The 22,178-nt window shown below is 71.5% G+C and carries 17 protein-coding genes and 1 pseudogene; 12 read left to right on the top strand and 6 right to left on the bottom strand.

Annotated elements, in window-relative coordinates:
- Nucleotides 1-5: 5 nt before the first annotated feature.
- From AB0O67_RS09120 to ppk2, 3 genes are all read right to left on the bottom strand, one after another.
- The gene (locus tag AB0O67_RS09120) at nucleotides 6-713 is read right to left on the bottom strand and encodes an FAD binding domain-containing protein (RefSeq protein WP_365447789.1); all 708 of its coding nucleotides are present in this window, start codon (nucleotides 711-713) and stop codon (nucleotides 6-8) included.
- A gap of 109 nt (nucleotides 714-822) precedes the next feature.
- A complete protein-coding gene (locus AB0O67_RS09115) occupies nucleotides 823-1,245 on the bottom strand; it encodes a DoxX family protein (protein ID WP_365447787.1) in 423 nt (140 codons plus the stop codon).
- 101 nt (nucleotides 1,246-1,346) lie between these two features.
- Nucleotides 1,347-2,375 (bottom strand): polyphosphate kinase 2, encoded by a 1,029-nt coding sequence (ppk2, locus tag AB0O67_RS09110; protein WP_365447785.1) that lies wholly within the window; start codon nucleotides 2,373-2,375, stop codon nucleotides 1,347-1,349.
- Between the two features lie 694 nt (nucleotides 2,376-3,069).
- Between ppk2 and AB0O67_RS09105 the strand changes: the two genes are divergently transcribed.
- On the top strand, nucleotides 3,070-3,684 hold the full coding sequence (locus tag AB0O67_RS09105; RefSeq protein ID WP_365447783.1) for a SigE family RNA polymerase sigma factor: 615 nt from the start codon (nucleotides 3,070-3,072) through the stop codon (nucleotides 3,682-3,684).
- Nucleotides 3,681-4,034, top strand: a complete 354-nt coding sequence (locus tag AB0O67_RS09100; RefSeq protein ID WP_365447781.1) for a hypothetical protein — start codon at nucleotides 3,681-3,683, stop codon at nucleotides 4,032-4,034. The genes AB0O67_RS09105 and AB0O67_RS09100 overlap by 4 nt, the downstream gene beginning before the upstream one ends.
- A 100-nt stretch (nucleotides 4,035-4,134) precedes the next feature.
- On the opposite strand, the gene AB0O67_RS09095 is transcribed toward AB0O67_RS09100, so the two are convergent.
- Nucleotides 4,135-4,980, bottom strand: coding sequence for a GntR family transcriptional regulator (locus tag AB0O67_RS09095; RefSeq protein WP_365447860.1), 846 nt, complete (start codon nucleotides 4,978-4,980; stop codon nucleotides 4,135-4,137).
- A gap of 263 nt (nucleotides 4,981-5,243) precedes the next feature.
- Between AB0O67_RS09095 and AB0O67_RS09090 the strand changes: the two genes are divergently transcribed.
- From AB0O67_RS09090 to AB0O67_RS09070, 5 genes are all read left to right on the top strand, one after another.
- Entirely contained in the window at nucleotides 5,244-6,512 is a 1,269-nt protein-coding gene (locus AB0O67_RS09090; RefSeq protein ID WP_365447779.1) for an extracellular solute-binding protein, read from the top strand.
- A 29-nt stretch (nucleotides 6,513-6,541) separates the two neighbouring features.
- Nucleotides 6,542-7,522, top strand: coding sequence for a sugar ABC transporter permease (locus tag AB0O67_RS09085; protein ID WP_365447777.1), 981 nt, complete (start codon nucleotides 6,542-6,544; stop codon nucleotides 7,520-7,522).
- A complete protein-coding gene (locus tag AB0O67_RS09080; RefSeq protein WP_365447775.1) occupies nucleotides 7,519-8,385 on the top strand; it encodes a carbohydrate ABC transporter permease in 867 nt (288 codons plus the stop codon). Before AB0O67_RS09085 ends, AB0O67_RS09080 begins: the two co-directional genes overlap by 4 nt.
- Before the next feature lie 142 nt (nucleotides 8,386-8,527).
- Nucleotides 8,528-10,087 (top strand): beta-N-acetylhexosaminidase, encoded by a 1,560-nt coding sequence (locus tag AB0O67_RS09075; RefSeq protein WP_365447773.1) that lies wholly within the window; start codon nucleotides 8,528-8,530, stop codon nucleotides 10,085-10,087.
- Nucleotides 10,088-10,265: 178 nt separating this feature from the next.
- A complete protein-coding gene (locus tag AB0O67_RS09070; RefSeq protein ID WP_365447771.1) occupies nucleotides 10,266-11,723 on the top strand; it encodes a cellulose binding domain-containing protein in 1,458 nt (485 codons plus the stop codon).
- Between the two features lie 78 nt (nucleotides 11,724-11,801).
- On the opposite strand, the gene AB0O67_RS09065 is transcribed toward AB0O67_RS09070, so the two are convergent.
- Nucleotides 11,802-12,221 carry an SRPBCC family protein gene (locus AB0O67_RS09065; RefSeq protein ID WP_365447769.1) on the bottom strand — a complete coding sequence of 140 codons (420 nt, stop codon included), beginning with the start codon at nucleotides 12,219-12,221 and terminating at the stop codon, nucleotides 11,802-11,804.
- Between the two features lie 80 nt (nucleotides 12,222-12,301).
- Nucleotides 12,302-13,306: an aldo/keto reductase gene (locus AB0O67_RS09060; protein ID WP_365447858.1), complete on the bottom strand. Its 1,005-nt coding sequence runs from the start codon at nucleotides 13,304-13,306 to the stop codon at nucleotides 12,302-12,304.
- A 144-nt stretch (nucleotides 13,307-13,450) separates the two neighbouring features.
- Between AB0O67_RS09060 and AB0O67_RS09055 the strand changes: the two genes are divergently transcribed.
- The 5 genes and pseudogenes from AB0O67_RS09055 to AB0O67_RS09035 all read left to right on the top strand — a co-directional run.
- Complete coding sequence (locus AB0O67_RS09055) at nucleotides 13,451-14,350, top strand: LysR substrate-binding domain-containing protein (RefSeq protein WP_365447767.1); 900 nt, start codon at nucleotides 13,451-13,453, stop codon at nucleotides 14,348-14,350.
- Nucleotides 14,351-15,054: 704 nt separating this feature from the next.
- Entirely contained in the window at nucleotides 15,055-17,010 is a 1,956-nt protein-coding gene (locus AB0O67_RS09050) for a BTAD domain-containing putative transcriptional regulator (protein ID WP_365447765.1), read from the top strand.
- Between the two features lie 57 nt (nucleotides 17,011-17,067).
- Nucleotides 17,068-19,284, top strand: a complete 2,217-nt coding sequence (locus AB0O67_RS09045) for a TOMM precursor leader peptide-binding protein (RefSeq protein WP_365447763.1) — start codon at nucleotides 17,068-17,070, stop codon at nucleotides 19,282-19,284.
- A 58-nt stretch (nucleotides 19,285-19,342) separates the two neighbouring features.
- The gene (locus AB0O67_RS09040; RefSeq protein ID WP_365447761.1) at nucleotides 19,343-21,211 is read left to right on the top strand and encodes a TOMM precursor leader peptide-binding protein; all 1,869 of its coding nucleotides are present in this window, start codon (nucleotides 19,343-19,345) and stop codon (nucleotides 21,209-21,211) included.
- 53 nt (nucleotides 21,212-21,264) lie between these two features.
- A pseudogene (locus AB0O67_RS09035) lies at nucleotides 21,265-22,178 on the top strand (nitroreductase); the annotation flags it as partial.

Here is a 22,178-nt window from a genome sequence, read left to right as displayed (position 1 = left end):
CACGATCAGGGCAACGAAGCGGCGACGTGCGAGTGGACGATGTCCCATGCGGCGGGCGGGAGGTCGCCGAGGGCCGTTGCCCGCAGCGCGTCCACCGTCTCATCGGCGTCGTCCGTGCACGTGACAGTGCCGGCGAGCACGTCATAGCCGTCACGGACGGCGGCGCGAAGGGCACGGCTGCCGTCGTCCTCGGCGTGCACCGCCGAGGCGATCACCAGGGGTGGTTCGGCTCCCGCCTCACCGGCCACCTTGAAGAACGCGCTCGTGACCGGCTCACGCCAGCGCAGGCTGAGCAGGACGGGACGCTTGGCCACCACCTCGGCGAGGTCCGTCTCGCGGACACCCTCCGGTTCCAGCACCGTCGCCCGCGCGTCCAGGACGAGCGCCGCGGGCAACAGGCAGCGAAGGGTGCTTCCCACGATGTTGCCGCCGACCGTCGCGCTGCGCCGGACCGCCCCCGTGCCCACGCGAGCCGCGGCAAGACGCAGCGCATCGGGGACCCGGTCGTCCATCCGCTGCAACACCACGGCGCCACCGACCGTGGTCCGCTCCAGCACGTTGGCCTCGGGTACCTCACGCAACGACATCGCCAACGAGGGGAAGCCGTCCCGCTGCCACGTGGCCCACAGCAGCGTCGCCCCGCCGATCAGCACAGCTCCGTCGGCCAGACACTCCCTCGCCTCGGACACAGACGTCGGCACACGCAACAACACCAGCGACCACCTGCCTTCCACGCAAGACCGGACCCGAGCAGCTCGTGGCGTGAACTGGCCACCTGCCCCGCGGTAAGACAAGCCCTTCAACAGGGGGCGCGTACAGGGCTCACACAAGCACACCGTCCGCTCCCTTTCGCGCCGCCGCCGACAGCGACAGGGCGCCGGGCCCGAAGAAGACCAGCAGCAGGAAGCCCCAGCAGAACAGCGCGGGAGAGAGTCCGCCGTTCTGCAACGGGAAGAGCCCGTCCTTCTGGTGCTCGGTGAAGTACGCGAACGCCATGATTCCCGAGCTGATGAACGCCGCGCTACGCGTCGCCACCCCGAGGAGGACGAGAACACCGCACACCAGCTCGATCACTCCGGCGTACCAGAACGGCCAGTCACCCACGGGACTCGCCTCCCGGTCCAGCACACCGAAGAGCGTGGCGACACCCTCGCTGGTGAACAGCAGGCCCAGGACGATACGGAACGCGCCGAGGACGAGGGGCTGGTATCCAGCGAGCCGGTCACTCAGTTGTACGGCACTCATCGGTAGGTTCTCCTCGAATCAATGTGCGGCGCCGCCGTGCGACGCGGGCGGGGCGGGACCAGCCCCTCCCGTACTGTTTACGTCCGCGCCGACCAGTTGGCTCATCGGAACGCCGGGTCGGTGGAAACCGGCCCGCCGCCGGCGGGATGGGTCCCCGGTCCGTCGTGGTGACCGACGAGTGGGGTGGGGGTCAGGTCGGTGGGTCGCTCACCGGCCTCCAGCAGGGTGTCCGCGGCGCCCACGATCAGCGGGTCGGGTTTGCCGACGGCCGTGTTGTCCTTCGCCGGGTAGTCGCAGCGGTCGAGCAGGCTGCGCATGGCCTCCAGGCGGCCGCGCCGCTTGTCGTTGTTCTTCACCACCGTCCACGGCGCGTGCGGGGTGTCCGTGGCACGGAACATCTCGATCTTGGCCGCGGTGTAGTCGTCCCAACGGTCGAGCGAGGCCAGGTCGGTCGGTGAAAGCTTCCACCGGCGTACCGGGTCCACCTGACGGATGGCGAACCGCGTGCGCTGCTCGGCCCGGGAGACGGAGAACCAGAACTTGACCAGCGTGATGCCGTCCTCCGTCAACAGCTTCTCGAACAGCGGTGCCTGGCCGAGGAACTGGCGGTACTCGTCGTCCGTGCAGAAGTCCATCACCCGCTCGACGCCCGCCCGGTTGTACCAGGACCGGTCGAAGAAGACGATCTCTCCACGGGCGGGCAGGTGGGTGACATAGCGCTGGAAGTACCATTGGCCGGCCTCCCGTTCGGTCGGCTTCTCCAACGCGATCACGCGGGCGCCGCGCGGGTTCAATCGCTCGGTGAACCGCTGGATCGTTCCGCCCTTGCCGGCCGCGTCCCGGCCTTCGCAGATCACGACGATTCGCTGACCTGTGTCCTTCACCCAGCGCTGCATCTTGAGCAGTTCGATCTGCAGGATGCGTTTCTGCCGCTCGTACTCGGCTCTGCGTACCTTGTGGTCGTAAGGATGGTTGTCCCGCCAGGTCTCCACGGGGCTGCCGTCCTCGTTCAGCAGGATCGGCCTCTCGGGCCGCTGCTCGTTCACGCGAAGACCGTCGAGGAGTCCCTTCTCCGCCCCGCCTGAGGCGGTCCCGCCCCGCGTCGGCGCCTCGTTCCGCTCGGATTCCATGAAGCCCCCTGTCCAGGCACGCTGATCCACTCCGAGTCTCCTGCCCGCTCCCCTCGTGAACATTGGTCCACCGGGACCTGCAACCTGTCCGTGGGTCGCACGTCTGTCACTGCGAGGGGCCAGGCCGGAGCACCGGCTCCCGGTCTCCCCCCTTCACCACCACGGATACGAATACGAGGAACCGATGTCAGACAGCAAGCACCGGGCGGTACCCCGCCCGTCGCGCGGGCGGACCCGGGTCATGGTGGCGCTCTCCACCGTCACGGCGGCCCTGGCGATAGGCGGCACGGCGGCGTCGTACGCCACCAGCCCGGCCCCCGTTCCGGCCAGCCCCGCTCCGGCCCCAACGAAGCCGGCACCCGCGCCCGCAAAGCCGTCCCCCGTGCCCGCCAAGCCCGCCCCCGCGCCGGCGAAGCCCCAGCCGGTGCCCGCCAAGCCCGCCCCCGCGCCGGCGAAGCCCCAGCCGGTGCCCTCGAAGCCCTCCTCCGCGCAGCCGGTCCCCGCCCACGGCGCGCCGGTGCCGGCCCCCGCTCCTGTTCGCCCCGCTCCGGTGGCAGCGGCTCCCGGTGCCCACGCACCGGGTGAACCCCGTCCCGTCCCGGCCGTACCGGCCCCGGTGCCCGTGCCTGACCGCGGTGTCCCGGCCCCGGTGCCTCCGCACGGCTCCCCGGCTCCCGCACCCGCCGGGCGCTAAGTGTCCGCGACACACCCCTGGACCCCCGTACTCCCTGCCCTGGGCGTACGGGGGCTTCTGCGCCGCCTGTCCAGCAGCCGGGCACACGCATCCGCCGTTGCGGTCACACCCCTCACCGACCGCCGCACCACCTCGGACATCGACGACCTCTACCACCACCGCAGGCTCGAACTCGTACGGCTGGCGGTGCTCCTGGTGGACGACATCCCGACCGCGGAGGACGTCGTGCAGGACGCGTTCGCCGCGCTCTACCGGCGGCACGGCGCCCGACTGACGGGCCTGGACGACCCGGAGGCATACGTCCGGCGCAGCGTCGTCAACGCCGCGCGCTCGGTGCTACGGCGCCGTAGGACGATGCGGGCCCATGTGCCGCCACGGCCCCGTCCCGCGCCACCGCCGGAAGAGCATGTACTGCTGAAGGAGGAACACGAGGAGGTACTGGGCGCCTTGCGCCGGCTCACCACGCGGCAGCGGGAGGTGCTGGTGCTGCGCTACTGGTCGAACCTGTCCGAAGCCCAGATCGCCGAGACCCTCCAACTGTCCCGAGGCACAGTGAAATCCACCGCCAGCCGCGCGCTCGCGGCCCTGGCCCGGCGACTGGAGAACCCGGCATGACATCCACAGAAGACCGCCTGCGCGCCGCCCTCGCGGGGAAAGCCTCCTCGGTCACCTACGGCGATCTGCGAAACCCTCACCCCCCTCAGGCACTGCCACGAGGCACTGTGCGCCGCGGCGTGCGACCGGCCGCGCTCCTCGCGCTCACCGCGGTCCTCGTGGCCGCCGCCCTGCTGCTCCCCCGCCTCCTCGCCGACGGCCCCCACCCGAGCCCCGCCACCCCGCCCAGTCTCCCGGTGGCGCCCACGGTCCCGATCCCGTCGCCCTCCCCCTCGGCAAAAGTCCCGGAGCCGGTGGAACCGGCCCGGCCCACCCCGACCAGCCCGGCCCCCAGCGCCAAGGAGAGCTAGACCGGCCCGAGGCCGCCGAGGCCGGGCCCCCACGATCCGCTCACCCCCGACCACCCGCTTCGCGCCGACAGCCCGCACCACTCACCGGTGGCCGGCGCGGTCACAGCCCCTGCTGGACCACGCCCCGGGTGGAGAACGTGACCGGATCGCCGCCGGTGAAGTCGCCCGGTGGGATTCCGGGATGGTGGCCCTCGCGCGGCGCGGGAGTCTCGATGCGGGGGCCGAGGGCCAGGCGGGAGACGATGCGGTAGCGGTCGCCACGGTAGAGCGAGTGCACGTACTCGACCGGCCGGTCACGGGTGTCCGTGGTGAGGCGTTCGAAGAGCAGCGCCGGGGACAGCTCCGGCACGTCCAGCAGGTCGGCCTCGGCGCGGGTGACCACCGTCGGCTCGATCGACTGCACCGCCTCGCTGACCTGAACGCCGTGCTGGTCGCGCAGGTGCTCGTACAGGTCGCCCTGCTCCAGTTCCTCACTGGTCAGGTCGGGCACCAGATCCGCCCTGACATGCAGGTGCTCGATGGCCATGGGCGAGCCGTCGACCAGCCGGAGCCGCGCCACGTACCGGATCTCCGCAGCGGGCGAGATCCGCAGCTTGCGGCCGACCCGGGCGCCGGCGGGCAGCGTGCGGAACTCCAGCAGCCGGCTGGTCCACACGCCGCCGGCCTGGGGAAGGCTGAAGGCGTTCCGGTCGGAGATCAGCTCCTGGGTGATCTTCTCCGCGGCCACGAACATGCCACGTCCGTGCTCGCGGACCAGCAGTCCGGCCACCACGAGTTCGTCGACCGCCGCGCGCAATGTGGGCCGTGAGACCCCCAGTTCCCCACACAGGACACGCTCGGACGGAATCGCGTCGCCGGGGCGCCGCGCCTCGATCAGTTCGAGGATCGCGTCGCGGACCCGCTCACGCTTGAGCATCGCACCGGAGGCGGCGGCGTCGATCTCCATAGGGAGCCCTCGTTCGTCGTCGGGAGGTTCACTGGTCATCTTAACTGGTCTGCTGGTAAACCCATTCCAGGCAGTCCGACTCCGCATGATCCAGTCACGTGGACCCGCCGCATCGGCCGAATTTCCTTTAGTGCGGGAAGGGTTGACGCCATCATTGGTCCATGCCACCTTCATCCCCGCACCGACTGGTAAAGCCAAAGCGGCCTACTGGTCAAGTCGGTGTCGCGTGCCCCTCCCGACTCCAGGCTCTCCAGAGGTGAACCGTGAACCACCGCTCCCTTGCCCTGTTCGGCGCGACGCTGTTGTGCACCGGGCTCGTCGCCTGTTCCCCGTCCGGAAGCGGGTCCGGCGACGCCACCGGCGGCCGCACCTCCCTCGACGTCTGGCTGATGCGCGACAGCGTCTCGGAGGCCTTCCAGAAGGAGTTCGAGGCGGGCTTCGAGAAGGACCATCCAGACATCGACGTGCGGATCCAGATCCAGGAGTGGGACGGCATCGGCGAGAAGGTCACCGCCGCGCTGGCCAGCAACGACGCCCCGGACGTGATCGAGGTGGGCAACACCCAGGTCGCCCAGTACGCCCAGAGCGGCGGACTGACCGACTTCACCGGCAAGGTCGCCGAACTCGGGGGTGGCACCTGGCTGAAGGGCCTGGCGGAGCCCGGCGCGTACGAGGGGAAGCAGTACGGCATCCCGTACTACGCCGCCAACCGCGTCGTCATCCATCGCACCGACCTCTTCGAGAAGGCGGGCATCGACGCCGGCACCATCAAGACGCGTGAGCAGTGGATCGCCGCTACCGAGAAGCTCAACAAGGGCGACACCCAGGGCATCTACCTGCCGGGCCAGAACTGGTACGCCCTGTCCGGGTTCATCTGGGACGAGGGTGGCGACCTCGCCGTCGAGTCCGGCGGTGAGTGGAAGGGCGGCCTGGACAGCCCCGCGGCGCTGCGCGCCATGGAGTTCTACCAGAGGCTCCAGGCCCTCGGGAAGGGCCCCAAGGACTCCGACGAGGCGCAGCCGCCGCAGGCCGAGGTGATGGCCAAGGGCCGGATCGCGCAGATCATCGCCACGCCCGGCGGCGCCAACGTCGTCGTACAGAACAACCCCGAACTGAAGGGCAAGCTGGGCTTCTTCCCGATCCCCGGCAAGACCGCCGCCACCCCGGGCGCCGTCTTCACCGGCGGCTCCGACCTCGTCGTCCCGGCCGTCGCCGCCCATCAGGACGAGGCATTCACCTTCGTCAAGGAGCTCACCGGTGACGCCTGGCAGAAGAAGCTCGCCCTCGCCATGAGCTACGTACCCAACAAGACCACCCTGGCGGGCGCCGTCGCCTCCGACCCCGGCGCGGCGGCGATGGCCGTCGGCGCCGCCCACGGCCACGCCACCCCCAACACACCCCAGTGGGCGGCCGTCGAGGCCAAGAACCCCATCAAGGACTACATGACGGCCGCTCTCACCGGACGCGATGCGCGCGCCGAGGCCACCAAGGCGTCCCGGACCATCACCGAGACCCTCAACAGCGGCTCCTGAGCCCACGTTCCCCGAGACAAGGAGACGCCGTGTCGACCGCCCGTGAGCGGACCGCACCCCGCTCCGCCACCCGCCGCCCGGCCCGGCGCCCCTCCGCGCCCGCCCCCACGCACCGGAGCGACCGGAGCTCCCCCTGGCCCTACCTGCTGATCACACCCGCGGTCCTCGGCATGCTGTACCTGCTGCTCTATCCGCTCGGCCGGGCCGTCGTCATCTCCTTCCAGGACTTCCGGCTGCGCCAACTCATCCTCGGCGACGCAGAGTTCGTCGGACTGCGCAACTACCGCACGCTGCTCGCCGACCCCGGGTTCTGGGAGGCCGTACGCCGCACCTTCGTGTTCATGGCGGTCAGCGTCGTCGCGATCATGATCATCTCGACACTGGTCGCCCTCATGATCGAACGTCTGGGCACGCTCGGCCGGACCGCGGTCCTCAGCTCCCTGGTGCTGGTCTGGGCGGTGCCCGTGGTGGCCGCCACCACCGTCTTCCAGTGGCTCTTCCACTCCGAGTTCGGCATCGTCAACGAGGCGCTGACCGGCCTCGGGCTGCACTCCTTCGAGGGCTATCCCTGGTTCGCCCACGGCGGCGCCGCGTTCAGCATCGTCGTAGTGCTCATCGTCTGGCAGTCCGTGCCGTTCGCGGCCATCACGCTCTACTCGGCTCTCACCACGGTGCCCGGCGAACTGTACGAGTCGGCACGCATGGACGGCGCCGGCGCCATGCGCATCTTCCGCTCCGTGACCTTCCCGCTCCTGCGCCCGATCTTCATGCTCGTGCTGTCCCTCGAAGTCATCTGGACCTTCAAGGCCTTCGTCCAGATCTGGGTCATGACGCGCGGCGGGCCCGGCGACGCCACCACCATCCTGCCCGTCTACGCCGTGCAGACCGCCCTCGCCGGCCAGCGCTACGACCTCGGTTCGGCCGCCTCCATGATCACCGTCCTGCTGATGGGAGCCGTCCTCGTCCTGTACTTCCGCCAGTTGTTCCGACAGGAGGGGGAGCACCTGTGACCACGACGCACCCGTCCGCACGCCGGAACGCCGCGCACCGCGCCCTGCGCCGGCTTCCGCTGCGGGCCGCCGCCGCCCTGACCGTGCTGGTCTGCCTGTTCCCCGTGTACTGGATGATGTCGACGGCACTGAAGCCCTCCCGCGACATCCAGTCGTACGACCCCCGCCTGATCCCGCAGGAGTGGACACTCGACCACTTCCGGCGCGCCGTGCAGGCCGACGGCTTCGGGCTGTTCTGGCGCAACAGCATCCTGGTCACCCTCAGCGCGGTCCTGCTCGCCCTGTTCGTCGCCCTCGGTGCCGCCTACGCGGTGGCGCGGCTGCGGTGGCGCGGCCGACGGCAGTTCATGCTGGCGGTGTTCATCGCGCAAATGGCTCCGTGGGAGTCTCTGATCATCCCGGTGTACATCATCTCCCGCGACACCGGCATGCTCGACCAGCTGCCGACCCTCACCCTGATCTACTTCATGATCACGCTGCCGTTCACCGTGGTGGTGCTGCGCGGGTTCATCGCCGGCATCCCGCCCGAACTGGAGGAGGCCGCGCAGGTCGACGGCTGCTCCCGGGTCGGCGCGTTCCGCAGGGTGGCGTTCCCGCTGCTGGCGCCCGGTCTGATGGCCACCTCGCTGTTCGGGTTCATCACCGCGTGGAACGAGTTCACCTACGCCAACTTCCTGATCATCAAGCAGCAGGACAGCCGCACCCTGCCCGTCTGGCTGTCCTCCTTCCAGTCGACCTTCGGCACCGACTGGGGGGCCACGATGGCCGCCGCCACCCTCTTCGCCCTGCCCGCGCTGATCGTCTTCCTCGCACTCCAGCGCCACGTCACCTCGGGCCTCGCCTCCGGAGGGGTCAAGGGGTGACACGCCTGCGTGCCGCCCGCCCGTTCCTCACCCCTGACCGACGGCGTCCGCCGCCACTCCCTCACGAACCCACCGACCGCTGCCGCCACCGCCACCGCTCCCGTCGCCCGCCGAACCCCGCCGAACCCCGGAGACACACCCCGTGGACCTGCCACGCCCCGAACTCTCCCTGGTACCCCGCCCCCGCAAGCTGTCCCCACGCCCCGGCCGCTTCCGCATCGACGACGCCACCCGGCTGCGCGTCACCCCCGGCGCCGAGGCGGCCGCCCGACTGCTGCGCGCCTACCTCACGCCGGCCACCGGGCAGCGCCTGGACCACGCCGACGACGGGACGTTCGTCCTGGCCCTCGACGCGACACTCACCGGCCTGGGCGAGGAGGGATACGGACTGACCGTCGGCCCGCACGGCGTCCTGCTGCGCGCCGCCCGCCCGGCCGGCCTCCTGCGCGGCGTCCAGACCGTACGCCAGCTCCTGCCCGTCGACGCCCTGTCCGCGAAGGGCGGCGACGGCTCCGTGGACCTTCCCGGCGTGGAGATCACGGACGTGCCGGTCCACCCCTGGCGCGGCGCCCTGCTCGATGTGGCCCGCCACTTCCAGCCTGTGTCCTACCTGTGCCGTTACGTCGACCTGCTGGCCCTGCACAAACTCAACGTCCTGCAGCTCCACCTCACCGACGACCAGGGCTGGCGCATGCCGGTGGCGGCGTACCCCCGGCTCACCGAGGTCGGCGGCCACCGCGCGGAGTCGATGGTCGGTCCGGCGGGCAGCGGCCGCTTCGACGGCCGCCCGCACGGCGGCTCGTACACCCGCGCCGAACTGGCGGGCCTCGTAGGGTACGCGGCCGAGCGTGGCGTCACGGTCCTGCCCGAGATCGGCCTGCCCGGCCACGTCCGTGCCGCGCTCGCCGCCTACCCCCAGCTCGGGAATCACCCCGGTCGGCGGCTGGGCGTGTGGACCGAGTGGGGTGTGTGTCCGAACGTGCTCGGCGTCGGCGACCACGTCATCGACTTCTTCCGCACCGTCCTCGACGAAGTGATGGACGTCTTCCCCTCGCCGTACGTCCATATCGGAGGCGACGAGTGCCCGGCCGACGAGTGGGAGGCGAGCCGGGACGCCGCCGCCCGGGTGGCCCGTGAGGGCCTGTCAGGTCCGGGCGAGCTGCACGGCTGGTTCCTGGCACGGATCGCCGACCACCTGGTCCGGGCGGGCCGGACGCCCGTCGTCTGGGCGGAGACCGGCACCGCCCTCCCCCCGGAGTGCACGGTCATGAGCTGGCGCGACCCCGCCCATGCCTGGGCGGCCGCCCGCGGCGGCCACGACGTGGTGTACGCGGACCATCGCGCCACCTACTTCGACTATGCCCGCGGCCCCGGCCCCGGGGAACCCCCCGCCCAGCCCGGCCAGATCGTCGACCTCGCGACCGTGCACGCCCTGGACCTTGCTCCGCCGTCCGGGGAGCCCGCGCTCGGCGGGCGGATCCTGGGCGCGCAGGGCCAGCTGTGGACCGAGTTCGTCACGACCCCCGCGCACATCGAATACCTCAGCTTCCCCCGCCTGTGCGCCCTCGCCGAGAGGGTGTGGGACCCGGCCCCCGACTGGCCGGACTTCCGCAGCCGGCTCACCGGACACCAGGCCCGCCTCGCCGCGCTGGGCGTCCCGCACGCCGTCCCACCCGCCCGCCCGGCGTCCGCGGTCGTCTGACCCGGCGCCACCGGCCGTCCCACCCACCGCCCTGCCTCCACGGCCGTTCGATCCGACCCCACGGACTGCACCACCCGGCGCCCCGACCCCCGGGACCGCCGAACCGCACCACAGCGAACCGCCCGTGCACCACCTCCTGCCCTCCCGCGGCGCGCGGGAGTCACCGAAAGGAACACGGATGAGTACTCGCCCCGACGCACGCCCCACGACCCACCCCGTCGGCCTGCGCACCCGCGTCGTTCTCGCCCTGACGGCGTTGGCGGGTAGCGCCGCCCTCGCCACCCTGCCCGTCACGACCGCCTCCGCGGCCGCCGACGGGGTGGCCGTGCAGTACCGCACCAGCGCCTCCGGCGCCACCGCGGACCAGAGCGAGCCGTGGTTCAAGGTGCGTAACACCGGCTCCGGCACGATCCAGCTCAGCCAGGTGAAGATCCGCTACTACTTCAAGGCCGACTCCGCGAACGCCTCCTACCGCTTCGCCTGCTCCTGGGCCGTTCGCGGCTGCGCCGGGATCACCGGCACCTTCGGCACCCTCGCTCACCCCACCGCCACGGCCGACCGCTACCTGGAGATCGGCTTCACCCCGGCCGCCGGCACCCTGGCACCGGGTGCCGACACCGGCGACATGCAGCTGCGCTTCCACCAGTCCACCTGGCAGACGCTCCGACAGAGCGACGACTACTCCTTCGGCGCCACCCAGACCTCGTACGCCGACTGGACCAAGGTCACCGCCCAGCTCGCCGGAACCACCGTGTGGGGCACGGCCCCTGAGGGCAACGACCCCACCGACCCGACCGACCCGACGGATCCGACCGACCCGCCCGGCGGCGGCCAGGCGCTCTTCGACGACTTCTCCTACACCGGACACACAGACCCGGCCATCTCGGCGCACGGCTGGAGCGTCCGCTCCAACTCCGGCGGGCCCGGCGTCCCCGGCGCCACCTGGGACCCGTCCAAGGTCACCTTCGTCAACCAGTCAGGCAACACGGTGATGAACCTGGAGACGTCCACCGCCGGCACCGGCGGGACCACCCGGCACACCGAAGTCCTCACCCAGGCCATGAAGTTCAGGAACGGCACCTACGCGGCCCGGGTCAAGTTCTCCGACGCTCCCAGGTCCGGACCCGACGGCGACCACATCGTGCAGACCTTCTTCACCATCAACGACCTCAAGGCCCCGATGGCCGACGACTACGCCGAGTACGACTTCGAGTACCTGCCCAACGGTGGTTGGGGCGAGCCGGCGAACATCCTCTACACGACCTCGTGGGAGACCTACAACCCCGACCCCTGGCAGGCCGTCAACCAGCACAGCGAGAGCCGCACCAGCTTCGCCGGCTGGCACGACCTCGTCGTGACCATCGACAACAACGCGATCACGTACTACGTCGACGGCCGGCACTTCGGCACCCATGACGCCGCGTACCTCCCCGAGCGGCCGATGTCGATCAACTTCAACCAGTGGCTGATCGACCTCAACGGTCAGACCTCGACCACGCCGCGCGCCTACGACCAGCAGGTCGACTACGTCCTCCACATCAAGGACCAGGTCCTCACCCCGGCGCAGGTGGCGGCGAAGGTCGCCGCGTACCGCGGCGCGGGCACGTCCTTCGTCGACGAGGTCCCGGCGGGCTGACCCCGGCGGGAGCGCGGACGGCTCTGCCCCGGCGACGGAGAAGTCGCCGGGGCAGGTGTCTGTGCCGTGCGACGGCTGTCACACCTTCAGAGTCTGGACCAGCGCGGCCAGTCCGTCCCTGTAGATGCCGTGGAAGAGGGCCTCGGCCTCGGAGTCGCTGACCCCGACGGGGGTGAAGGTTCCGGACCATTCCACGCGTGCGGTCCCAGGAGTCCCTTCGACGGCGTGCACGGTCAGCGTGGAGAGGTAGTCGGTGACCGGGAACGGCGCCTGCTCGATGGCATAGGAGTAGGTCCGCTTCTCGTCGTCGAAGGCCTTGAGGCGTTCGACGATGACGTCGCCGTCCCCGTTGGTCAGCCGACGTACCCGACCCCCCTCACCGAGTTCGCTCTTGGGGATGTAGGGGAGCCAGTCGGGCAGCGCGTCGAAGCCGCCGATCAGCTGCCAGACGTCGTCGGCGGACCGAAGGACGTCGACGGAGGCGGTGGTGGTCGCCATGGTGCTGTTCCTTTTCGTGAGGAGGGGTTGGGAGGGGTTGGGAGGAGTCGGGAGGAGTCGGAGGGGTCGCGCGGTGACGTTCAGGCCGTGGGCGCGTCCTGGGCGACGAGCCGCTCCTCGCGCAGGGCCGTCCAGAAGGCGGCCGGGACACGCTCGTCGAGGGCCGCGATGTCCTCGGCGATCCGGCCGGGGCGGGTGGCGCCCGGAACGACCGCGGCGGTGGCCGGGTGGGCCAGCGCGAACTGCAGGGCCGCGGCCTTGACGCTCACGCCGTGCTCGGCGGCGAGCGCCTTGATCCGCTCGACCTTGGCGATGATGTCGGCCGGGGCCTGCTGGTACTCGAAGTGCCGGCCACCGGCGAGGATGCCGGAGCTGTAGGGCCCGCCGACGACCATGTCGACGTTCTGCTCGGTGGCGGCCGGCAGCAGGCGCTGCAGGGCCCGGCTGTGGTCGAGCAGGGTGTAGCGGCCTGCCAGCAGGAACGCGTCGGGCCGGGGCTCGTCCAGGTCCAGCGTGAGTTCGATCGGCTCGACCCGGTTGACGCCGAGGCCCCAGCCCCTGATGACGCCTTCGTCGCGGAGGCGCTGCAGGACGCGGAAGGCGCCGGTACGGGCCGTCTCGTACCGGGACAGCCACTGGTCGCCGTGGAAGTCCTGGGCTATGTCGTGCACCCAGACGATGTCGAGACGATCCGTCCGCAGACGCTTGAGGCTGTCCTCGATGGAGCGCAGGGTGGCGTCCGCCGTGTAGGAGTCGACCATCCTGTTGGGCCGGCCGTGCTCGAACAGACCGCCCTTCTCCCCCAGATCGCGGGCGGCGGGGTCCTCCAGCTCGTCCAGGATGACGCGGCCGACCTTGGTGCTCAGCACGTACTCGTCGCGCGGCCGGCCGGCCAGCACCTCGCCGAGGCGGATCTCCGACAGACCCGCTCCGTAGAAGGGCGCGGTGTCGAAGTAGCGGATGCCCTGGTTCCAGGCGGCCTCGACGGTGGCGGCGGCATCGTCGTCAGGGATGTCGCGGAACATGTTGCCGAGTGGCGCGGTGCCGAAGCCCAGGGAACCCGGCAGCAGGCACTTGATGCCCATGAGGAAGATCCTTCTCTGTGTCATGTCATGCGGAGTTCGTCATGTTTTGCACTCGTCCGCGGCTCTTGCGCTTTCGAGGCTAGGATCGACCTGTCAGACTGTCCAAGACTCACTTGGACACACTTGAGTCCTGGAGGGTCTCACATGCTTGACCTGCGACAACTTCGCTACTTCGTGGCGGTCGCCGAGGAGGAGCACGTCGGCCGTGCGGCGGACCGCCTGCACATCTCACAGTCCCCGCTGAGCCGGCAGATCGCCCAGTTGGAGAAGAACCTCGGCCTGGTCCTGTTCGAGCGCAGCCAGCAGCGCATCCGCCTCACCTCCGACGGCCGTGTGTTCCTTTCCGAGGCACAGGCCCTGCTGCGGCACGCGAACCGGCTGGAGAACCTGGGCCGGCGCCTCGGCCGCGGCGAGGAGGGCGGCCTGTGCGTGGGTTACGTCAGCCACGCCATGCACACCGGTGTGCTGCCCCTCGCGCTGCGCGAGCTGCACAGCGAACGGCCGGGGATGCACGTCGCGCTCTACGACCTGACCGCGGCCGAGCAGTTCGAGGGACTTCGCCAGCGGAGCCTGGACATCGCGCTGGTTTCCGAGGCCCCGCCGGAGTCCGACCCGGACCTGCACAGCGCGCTTCTGGTCAAGGATCCGCTGCTGCTGGCGATGCCCAGCAGTCACCCCCTGGCCGAGAGCGCGGAGACCCCGCCCTCGGCTCTGGGCGCCGAGCCCTGGGTCGCCGTGGAGAACAGCCACGACCCCGCCTGGCGGGACGACTTCGTCGCGTCCTGCGCCTCCGCCGGGTTCACTCCCGACATCCGGCTCGAAGCACCCGACGCCCTCACCGCCCTCGGCCTGGTCGCCTCCGGCCTGGGCATGGCGCTGGTACAGGAGAGCATGCTGCGCAACCGCCCACCCGGCGTCACCGTCCGCCGACTCCCCTGGTTCGAGAGGTCCGTCCAGCTCTGGGCCGCCTGGCACCGGATCGATCTCCGCCCGGTGGTCGCGTCCTTCCGGGCGACCGTCCTGAAGATCTCCGAAGCCCCATGAGGTGTCCCGTCCAGCGCACCCTTCCGACGCCGGCGCGACCGAAGAAATTAACGGCTCCTCCTCGAGCCGTTCTCCCCGACGAGCAATAGCGCGAAACCCCCGCCCCACCAGCGACGCACTTTGATACGCCAAGTAACCCGCGAAGAATTCGCCGGACACAATGGCGCCGCACGATCGCACCAGCAATAAAGCAGAGACATATTCAGATTCCTAGGATCCACGACTCCGCGGCATCGGTGTACCGACCACCCGGGCACGCGCCCAGCGAAATTGACCAAGGAGAAGCGGCTCTGCGGGCAGACCTGGCGAGTGGTGGCAGCGCATCCTAGGGTGGGAAGCCGCTCGCATCCTAGGATGGGAGCCACCCGGAACTCCCGCCTCCACCTGCGCACTTCGCGACCACCGAGACACGCTGGACAAACAGGCCAAGTGCAGCATTCAGGGAATGCGGAGTAAATCCGGCGCTCGCTTAATTTTCTCTAACGCGGGGATCGACGTAGCTCCGAGTCGTCACTAAGGTATCCGCTGGCACCTGCATGTAAGGCACTCCCAAAAAGGGGCCGGATGGCCGTTGCCGAAGAGCGTCGAATAGTAGTAGTCCGTTACCCCCCGACCTTTGCATTCGTATTCCTGTCGGTCACGGCAGCGAGCTCGATCAGCCGCCCGCGCGTACCGTCAGCAAACAAAACGGAGCGATAAAGAGGATGCGGTTCCAGCTGCTAGGGCTGCTCAGCATCGCCGATGGCGAGCATGCCGCCGTCTTGCAGCCGTCCAAGCCGACGAGCCTGCTGGCGGCCCTGCTCATCCACTCCGGCGCGGCCGTGTCGACCGAGTATCTGGTGCGCGCCGTCTGGGACACCGAGCCCCCCGCCACGGCGCGAGCCGCCCTGCAGAGCTGCGTCCTGCGGCTGCGGCGGATCTTCGCGAAGTACGGGATCGCGAACGACGCGATCGAGGCGGTCCCCGGCGGATACCGGATGCGCATGGACCACGAGACCCTCGACCTCGTCCGCTTCCGTGCACTGGTCCGCTCGGCGGACTCCGTCGGTGACGCCGAGACCGAGTCATACGTGCTCAGGGAGGCGCTCGCCCTCTGGCACGGGCCGGTGCTGGCGAACGTCTCGTCGCACATGCTCCACCGCGACGAGGCACCCCGGCTGACCGAGGAGCGTTTGCGGGCACTGGAGCGTCTCTGTGACATCGAACTGGCGCGCGGACGATGTCGCGAGGTGTTGTCGGAGGTCTGGGACGCGGCGAGACGGCACCCGGAGAGGGAACGGTTCTCCGAGCAGTTGATCGAGGCTCTCTACCGAACCGGCCGCCAGACCGAGGCCCTTGCGGAGATCCGAGCCGTCAAGGAGCGCCTCAAGGAGGAGTTCGGGATCGACCCGGGCGCCCCCTTGCAGCGCCTGGAACTGGCGATCCTGCGCGGCGAGGAGCTCGGCATCCCGCCGGCCCGCACCGTCCCGGCGATCGGGGCACGAGCCACCTCGAAGGCGGCGCTCCCCTCGGGCGGGACGGGTGCGCCGGGTGCCACGTCGCCGGACGCGCCGCTCCCCGTACCGGCCGCCGCCGCGGTACAGCGCCCCGCTCCCCCGGCGCAGGCCCCCGCCTCGCCCCCCGCACCGTCGGGGCACACTGCGCCGCCGTCGGTACCGTCGGCCACGTCCCCGACCGCCACGGTGGCGCCCGTCCCCTGCTTCACCGGCCGCACCGCGCAACTCGCCGCCATGCGACGCGCGTTGACCGCCGACGGGCCGGGGACGGGGCCGGTGGTGATCTCCGGGGCCCCCGGCATCGGCAAGACCGCTCTCGCCCTTCAGGCCGCCCACCTCGCTCAGGAGGCCTTTCCCGGCGGCTGCTTCACGCTCGGCATGACCCGTCCGGACGGCAGCCCGCTCGACACCGCCGAGGCCCGGGCCCAACTGCCCACGAACGGAGCCGGACGCCGCCTGCTCATCCTCGACGACGCGGTGAGCGCCGAGCAGATACGCCCCCTGCTCCCCTCCCCCGGCGAGGGCGTCGCGGTGGTGACCAGCCGACGCGGTCTCGCCGGCCTGATCGCCACCCATGGCGGCGTCGTGCACCGCCTCGACACGCTCGCCCCGGAGGAGTCGCATCAGCTGCTGATCGCCACTCTGGGCCCCGAACGGGTCGCCGAGGAGCCCGAGGCCGCCCGCGAACTGGCCCGGATCTGCGGCCACTTCCCCCTGAGCCTGCGGATCGCCGCGGCACGCCTGCTGACGCGCCCCGGTCTCGGCATCGGGGACTGCTCCTCATGGCTGGCCGCGGATCTGCCGGCCAGGCTCTCCCTGGCGGACGAGCCGCTGATGTCCGTACCCCTCGTGTTCGAGGCGGCGCTGCTCCGGCTGAGCCCCGAACTGAGGGAGGCGTTCCTGCTGCTGGCAACGGAGCGCCGCGTCGCCGGGACCGCCGATCCGGCGACGCCGCAGGACGTGCCGGACGTATCACATGTCCCGGGTGTCTCGGATGTCGTGGACGTCTCGGACGAGGTCCTCGAGCGGCTGGCGGACGCCGGCTTCGTCGAGGAAGGGCCGCCCAAGCCCTACCGCATCCACGAACTGCTCAAAATCTACGCGCGTCAGCTGGGGACCACCCCGTCGACGGTCCGTCTCGGCACCGCGGCGACCCCCGGCTGACCACGGCAAACCCACTCGGCCTCCTCCCACCGACCCCCATCCAGAGGTGACATCAGCATGCCTTCCGCACGGTACGAAGCCGTCGCAGCGTCCCGCCCCCGCATCCGGCGCGACGTCCTGTTCACCGAGACCCCCGACGGCGTCCTCTTCCACAACGCCGACGGCGGCTTCCGTCTGACCGCCAAGTCGGCGTACCGCTTCGCCACCCTGCTCGTGCCGCACTTCGACGGCGAACACACCGTCGCCGAGATCTGTACGGGGTTCGGCGACCGCCAGCGTGCGATGGTCGGCGAACTCGTCGGCACCCTGTACGAGCGGGGCTTCGCCCGCTCCGTCCCACCGAGACCCTCGCCGGAGGCGTTCGAAGGGCACGAGCCGTCCGACGACGTGGCGCGGCGCTACGCGGCCCAGATCGCGTACACCGACCACTACGCCGACGACGCCGCGCGCCGCTTCCAGCGCTTCCGCGACACGCGGGTGGCGGTCCTCGGCAGTGACCTCGTGGCCCGCTGGTGCGTTCTGAGCCTGATCCGCAACGGCAGCGCCACGATCGGCGTCCTGCCGGGACTCGACCGGGCCGGGATCACCGACGAGGCGGCGGCCGCCGGCGCCGACGGCTGCCCCGTCGACGTCCGCGAACTCGACGGGTCCGGGAGCCCGCACGCGCCACTGACCTGGGCTGCCGTCGAGGGATACGACGTCGTCGTCGTCACGGGCGGACCCGACGCACCCCGCGTGGTGTTCCCGCTGCTGCGCGCCGGGGTGCCCGCGGGACGCACCCTCATACCGGCCTGGTCGTTCGGCGGCCACGCGGTCGTCGGTCCGTCGATGTCCGCGCAGACCTCGGGCTGCTGGTCGTGCGCCGTACTGCGACTGGGAGCGGGCGCCGGCGCCGCTCGGGCCGCCGACGTGTGGAGTTCCCTCGCCCTGGACCTGCCGGCTGCCACGCCGGTCCCCGGAGCCCACCCCGGCCGCCCGCTGGCCGCGATGCTCGGCAACCTGCTCGGCTACGAGGTGTTCAAGACGGCGTCGGGGGCGCTGCCCGCCGAGACGGCCGGGCAGCTGATCATCCAGGACGTGGAGTCGCTCGACGTCACCTCGGAGCCGCTGCTGCCCCACCCCCGTTGCCCGTGGTGCGCGGACGAGGCGGAGGCGGACTCCCCCGAGATCGACCTCGCGAGCGCGGACACCCGGGGCGGCGCCCTCGCGCTGCCCACCGTGGACTCCGCCCGCGAGGCGGACGCCCTGGTGGAGGAGCTGAACCGCCGCTCGGTGCTGCTGCGGCCGCACGCCGGTGTGTTCACCCGTTACGACGACGAGGGCATCACGCAGACGCCGCTCAAACTCAGCGTCGTGGAGCTCGGCCTCGGCCACGGCCGGACCCGCCGTGTCGGCGCCGCCGACGTCCATCACGTGGCGGGCGCCCGGCTGCGCGCCCTGCACCGCGCCGCCGAGACCTACGCCGAGCACGTCGTCCCGCACCGGCGCACCGGCGCACCGGAGCAGGGCGTCCGCCTGACCCCGGCCGAGTTCGGCACGTGGACGGGCATCGGTGACGCGCAGGCCGACGTCCGCGGCTGGGTGGCCGCCACCTCCCTGCTCACCAAGGAGCGGTTCCTGGTGCCGGGCGAGGCGGTCCGTCCGTTCGGCGCCGACAACCGCGACCGGCTCTTCGAGGCGACGAGTGCCGGCATGAGGGCGGGCGCGAGTGTCACCGACGCCGCCGCGCAGGGCATGCTGTCGGCCCTCGCGTACGACGCGCTCCAGCGCGCGATGCGCGGCTCCGGGGTGCCGGCTGTCACCGTTCCCGCCGACGCCGATCCCGAGCTCACCTTCCTGCTGCGCTCCGCCGCCAATCTCGGCGTCGAGGCAGAGCTGCTGGACCTCGGGGAGCGGGAGCGCTCCGGCGCGGCCGTGGTCCTGGCCCGGGCCGGGGCCCGCTGGGCGGTGGCCGCGGAGCTGTCGTACCCGGCCGCGGCTTCGGCGGCGCTGCGTGACCTGCTGGGGGAGGTCCAGCTGGAGCAGCAGGGACTCGCGGAGGGGACCTCGTACGGGGATCCGCTGCTCAGCGACTTCGATCCGCGGGCGCTGGCCGTCCGCGCCGCCGTGACCGTCGAGGGGACGGACACGCCCTCGTGGGCGGACGTGCTGCGCCGGCTCGGCGAACAGCGCCGTGACGCGCTGGTGGTGCCGACCGGCTCCGCGGACCTGGAACGCGCGGGTGTCCACGTGGTCCGTGTCCTGCTGACGTCGGAGGCCCGGCGTGTCGGTTAGCACCACGGACAGGCCGGCCACCGCGCCGGCGCCTCCCGGGCCGAGTCCGGTGCGGCTCATGACCGGCCCGCTGCGCACGGCGCTGGACGGTCAGGGCCACGGTGACATCGCCGTGGCGGTGAGCGCGCTGGGCTTCGGCGACGCGTTCGCCGAGGGCCACAGCCCGCACCCGCCGGGGACCGTCCCGGTGCACCTCTACGCGCGTCAGGCCGTCGTGGGCCCCGTCACCGTCGAGGGCGTCCCGCCGTGCCCGCAGTGCCTGACCCGGCGGTGGCAGGCGGTCCGTTCGGTGGCGCTGCGCGACGCCCTCGAACTGGGCGGCGCCACGCACGAGTCCGGCCCGTGGCCGTACGCCGTCCCGTTCGCCGCCGAGGCACTCGCCTCGCTGGTGGGACAGACGCGGGAACACCCGGTGCGCGAGCCCTTCCCGGACGTCCAGGTGCTGGACCTGGAAACGCTGTCGGTACGCCGCTATCCCCTCGTCCCCGACCCCCAGTGCCCGGCCTGCTCCCGGCCCGTGGCCGACTCGCCCGAGGGCGCCGTCGTCACCCTGGCAGCCGCGCCGAAGCACGCGCCGGGCACCTTCCGGCTGCGGAGCATCGAGGCGTACGACATCGACGTGGCGGCCTTCGCCAATCCGGTGTGCGGTGCCCTCGGCCCGTCCGTCGTCCATGACGTCTCGTCCACGTCGACGTCCGCGACCATCGGCTGCTTCTCGATGCGCTCCGGCGAGTACCTGCGCGAGACGTTCTGGGGCGGACACGCGGGCTCCTTCGGCACCTCCGCGCGCATCGGGGTCCTCGAAGGGCTGGAGCGGTACGCGGGCATGCGGGCGCGCGGCAAACGCACGTCGGTGACCGGGACGCTCGACGAGTTCGGGGCCGACGCGGTCGACCCGAGGCGCGTGGGGCTCTACTCGGAGGACTTCCACCAGGAGAACCCGCACGTCGTGCGCTTCGCCCCGGACCGCGAGATCCCGTGGGTGTGGGGTTACTCCCTGCGCGACCAGGAACCGCGCCTCGTGCCCGAGATCCTGACGTACTATCACGCGCCGGGACTGGAGAACCGCTTCGTCCAGGAGAGCTCCAACGGCTGCGCGTCGGGCGGCTGTGCCGAGGAGGCCGTCTACTTCGGCCTGATGGAGGTCGTCGAACGGGACGCCTTCCTGCTCGCCTGGTACGGGCAGCAGCCGCTGCCCGAGATCGACCCCGCCACCAGCGCCCGCCCCGCCACCCGGCACATGGTGGACCGGCTGGCGATGTACGGCTACCGGGCCCGGTTCTTCGACACCCGCATCACGTTCCCGATCCCCGTCGTCACCGGCGTCGCGGAGCGGTTGGACGGTGGCCTGGGCCGGATGTGCTTCGGCGCGGGTGCCGGGCTCGACCCGGAGTCCGCGCTGGACGCGGCGCTGTGCGAGATCGCCACCGACGCGGTCAATCTGCGGGGCCGGTCCGAGCGCGACGAGGCCAGGCTGCGCGCCATGGCGGAGGACTTCTCGCGGGTGACCGCGCTGCACGACCACCCGCTGGTCTACGGCATCCCCGAGATGGGCGTCCACGCCGACTTCCTGCTGCGTGCCCCGGCCGCCGAGCGGCCGCTCGCGGTCGCCGAACTCGGGTGGCCGGACGCCTCCGGCGCGACGGCCTCGCCCGACCTGCGGGACGACCTGGAGCGCTGTGTCACCGCGGTCGCCGCCGCCGGGTTCGACGTGGTGGTCGTCGACCAGACGCTGCCCGAGCAGCGGCTGCTGGGGTTGCACACGTTCAGCGTGCTCGTCCCCGGTCTGCTGCCGATCGACTTCGGCTGGTCGCGGCAGCGCGCCCTGGGCATGCCCCGGCTGCGCACCGCCCTACGCGAGGCGGGGCTGCGCGAGCGGGACCTGGAGGCGGCCGACCTCAACCCGGCCCCGCACCCCTTCCCGTGACCGCGGCCACCCGCACCGCTCCCCGCCCCCACGCCACACAAGAGGAGACTTCCGTGGGCTACGCCCATGAATACGCGACGGCCATCATGCACCGGGGCCGTATCCCGATGGAGCCGGCCGACTTCGTGCCCGACTGGGCGGACCGGCCGCGCAAGACGAAGTACTACCCGGGTGCCGAGTCGTTCCCGCTCCCCGACGTGCCGTACCCGGCGCACGCCACGGTGACGGCCGGTTGCCTGCCCGACGGCCACCCGAGCACGGCTGAGCCCTTCACACTTCCCCTGCTGTCCGGCATGCTGCTGGACTCCTACGGGCTGGTGGACAGGCGCCTGGCCGTCCAGGCCAACACCGACCTCGGGGCCCTGCCCCACTACACTCAGGCCAACTGGTCCCGGGGCACCGCCTCCGGCGGTGGCCTGTACCCCGTCAGCGTCTACTGGGTCTCGGGCCCCTCCGGACCGCTCACCCCCGGAGTGCACTACTACTCCCCGCCGCACCACTCCATGCAGCGGCTGCTCGCGGGCGACGTGAGCGGCGAGGTGCGCGCCGCGCTCGGAGCGCACGGCGAGGCGACGGACCAGTACCTGGTGCTGGGCGTCAAGTACTGGCAGAACGCGTTCAAGTACAACAGCTTCTCGTTCCACGCCGTGAGCATGGACGTGGGAGCCCTGCTGCAGACCTGGCGCATCTGGGCGCGCGCCCGTGGGCTGCGGCTGGCGCCCGCCCTCTGGTTCGACGAGGCACGGCTGGCCGGCCTGCTCGGCCTGGGCGAAAACGAGGAAGGGCTGTTCGCCGTCGTACCGCTGGTCTGGGACACGCCGCGGCCCGGGGCGGACACCCCGGCGACCGACGGCGCGGCCGTCCGCCGGCAGGATCGTGAACGGTCCCGGACCGTGCTCGACTTCGACACGCTGCGGCGCATCCACCGCGCGACGGCGGCGCACGCGACCGACCGCCCGGCGCCGGG

The sequence above is a fragment of the Streptomyces sp. NPDC086077 genome, assembly GCF_040686175.1.
GTDB lineage: Bacteria > Actinomycetota > Actinomycetes > Streptomycetales > Streptomycetaceae > Streptomyces.
This window is presented reverse-complemented; position numbering and strand designations above follow the sequence as displayed.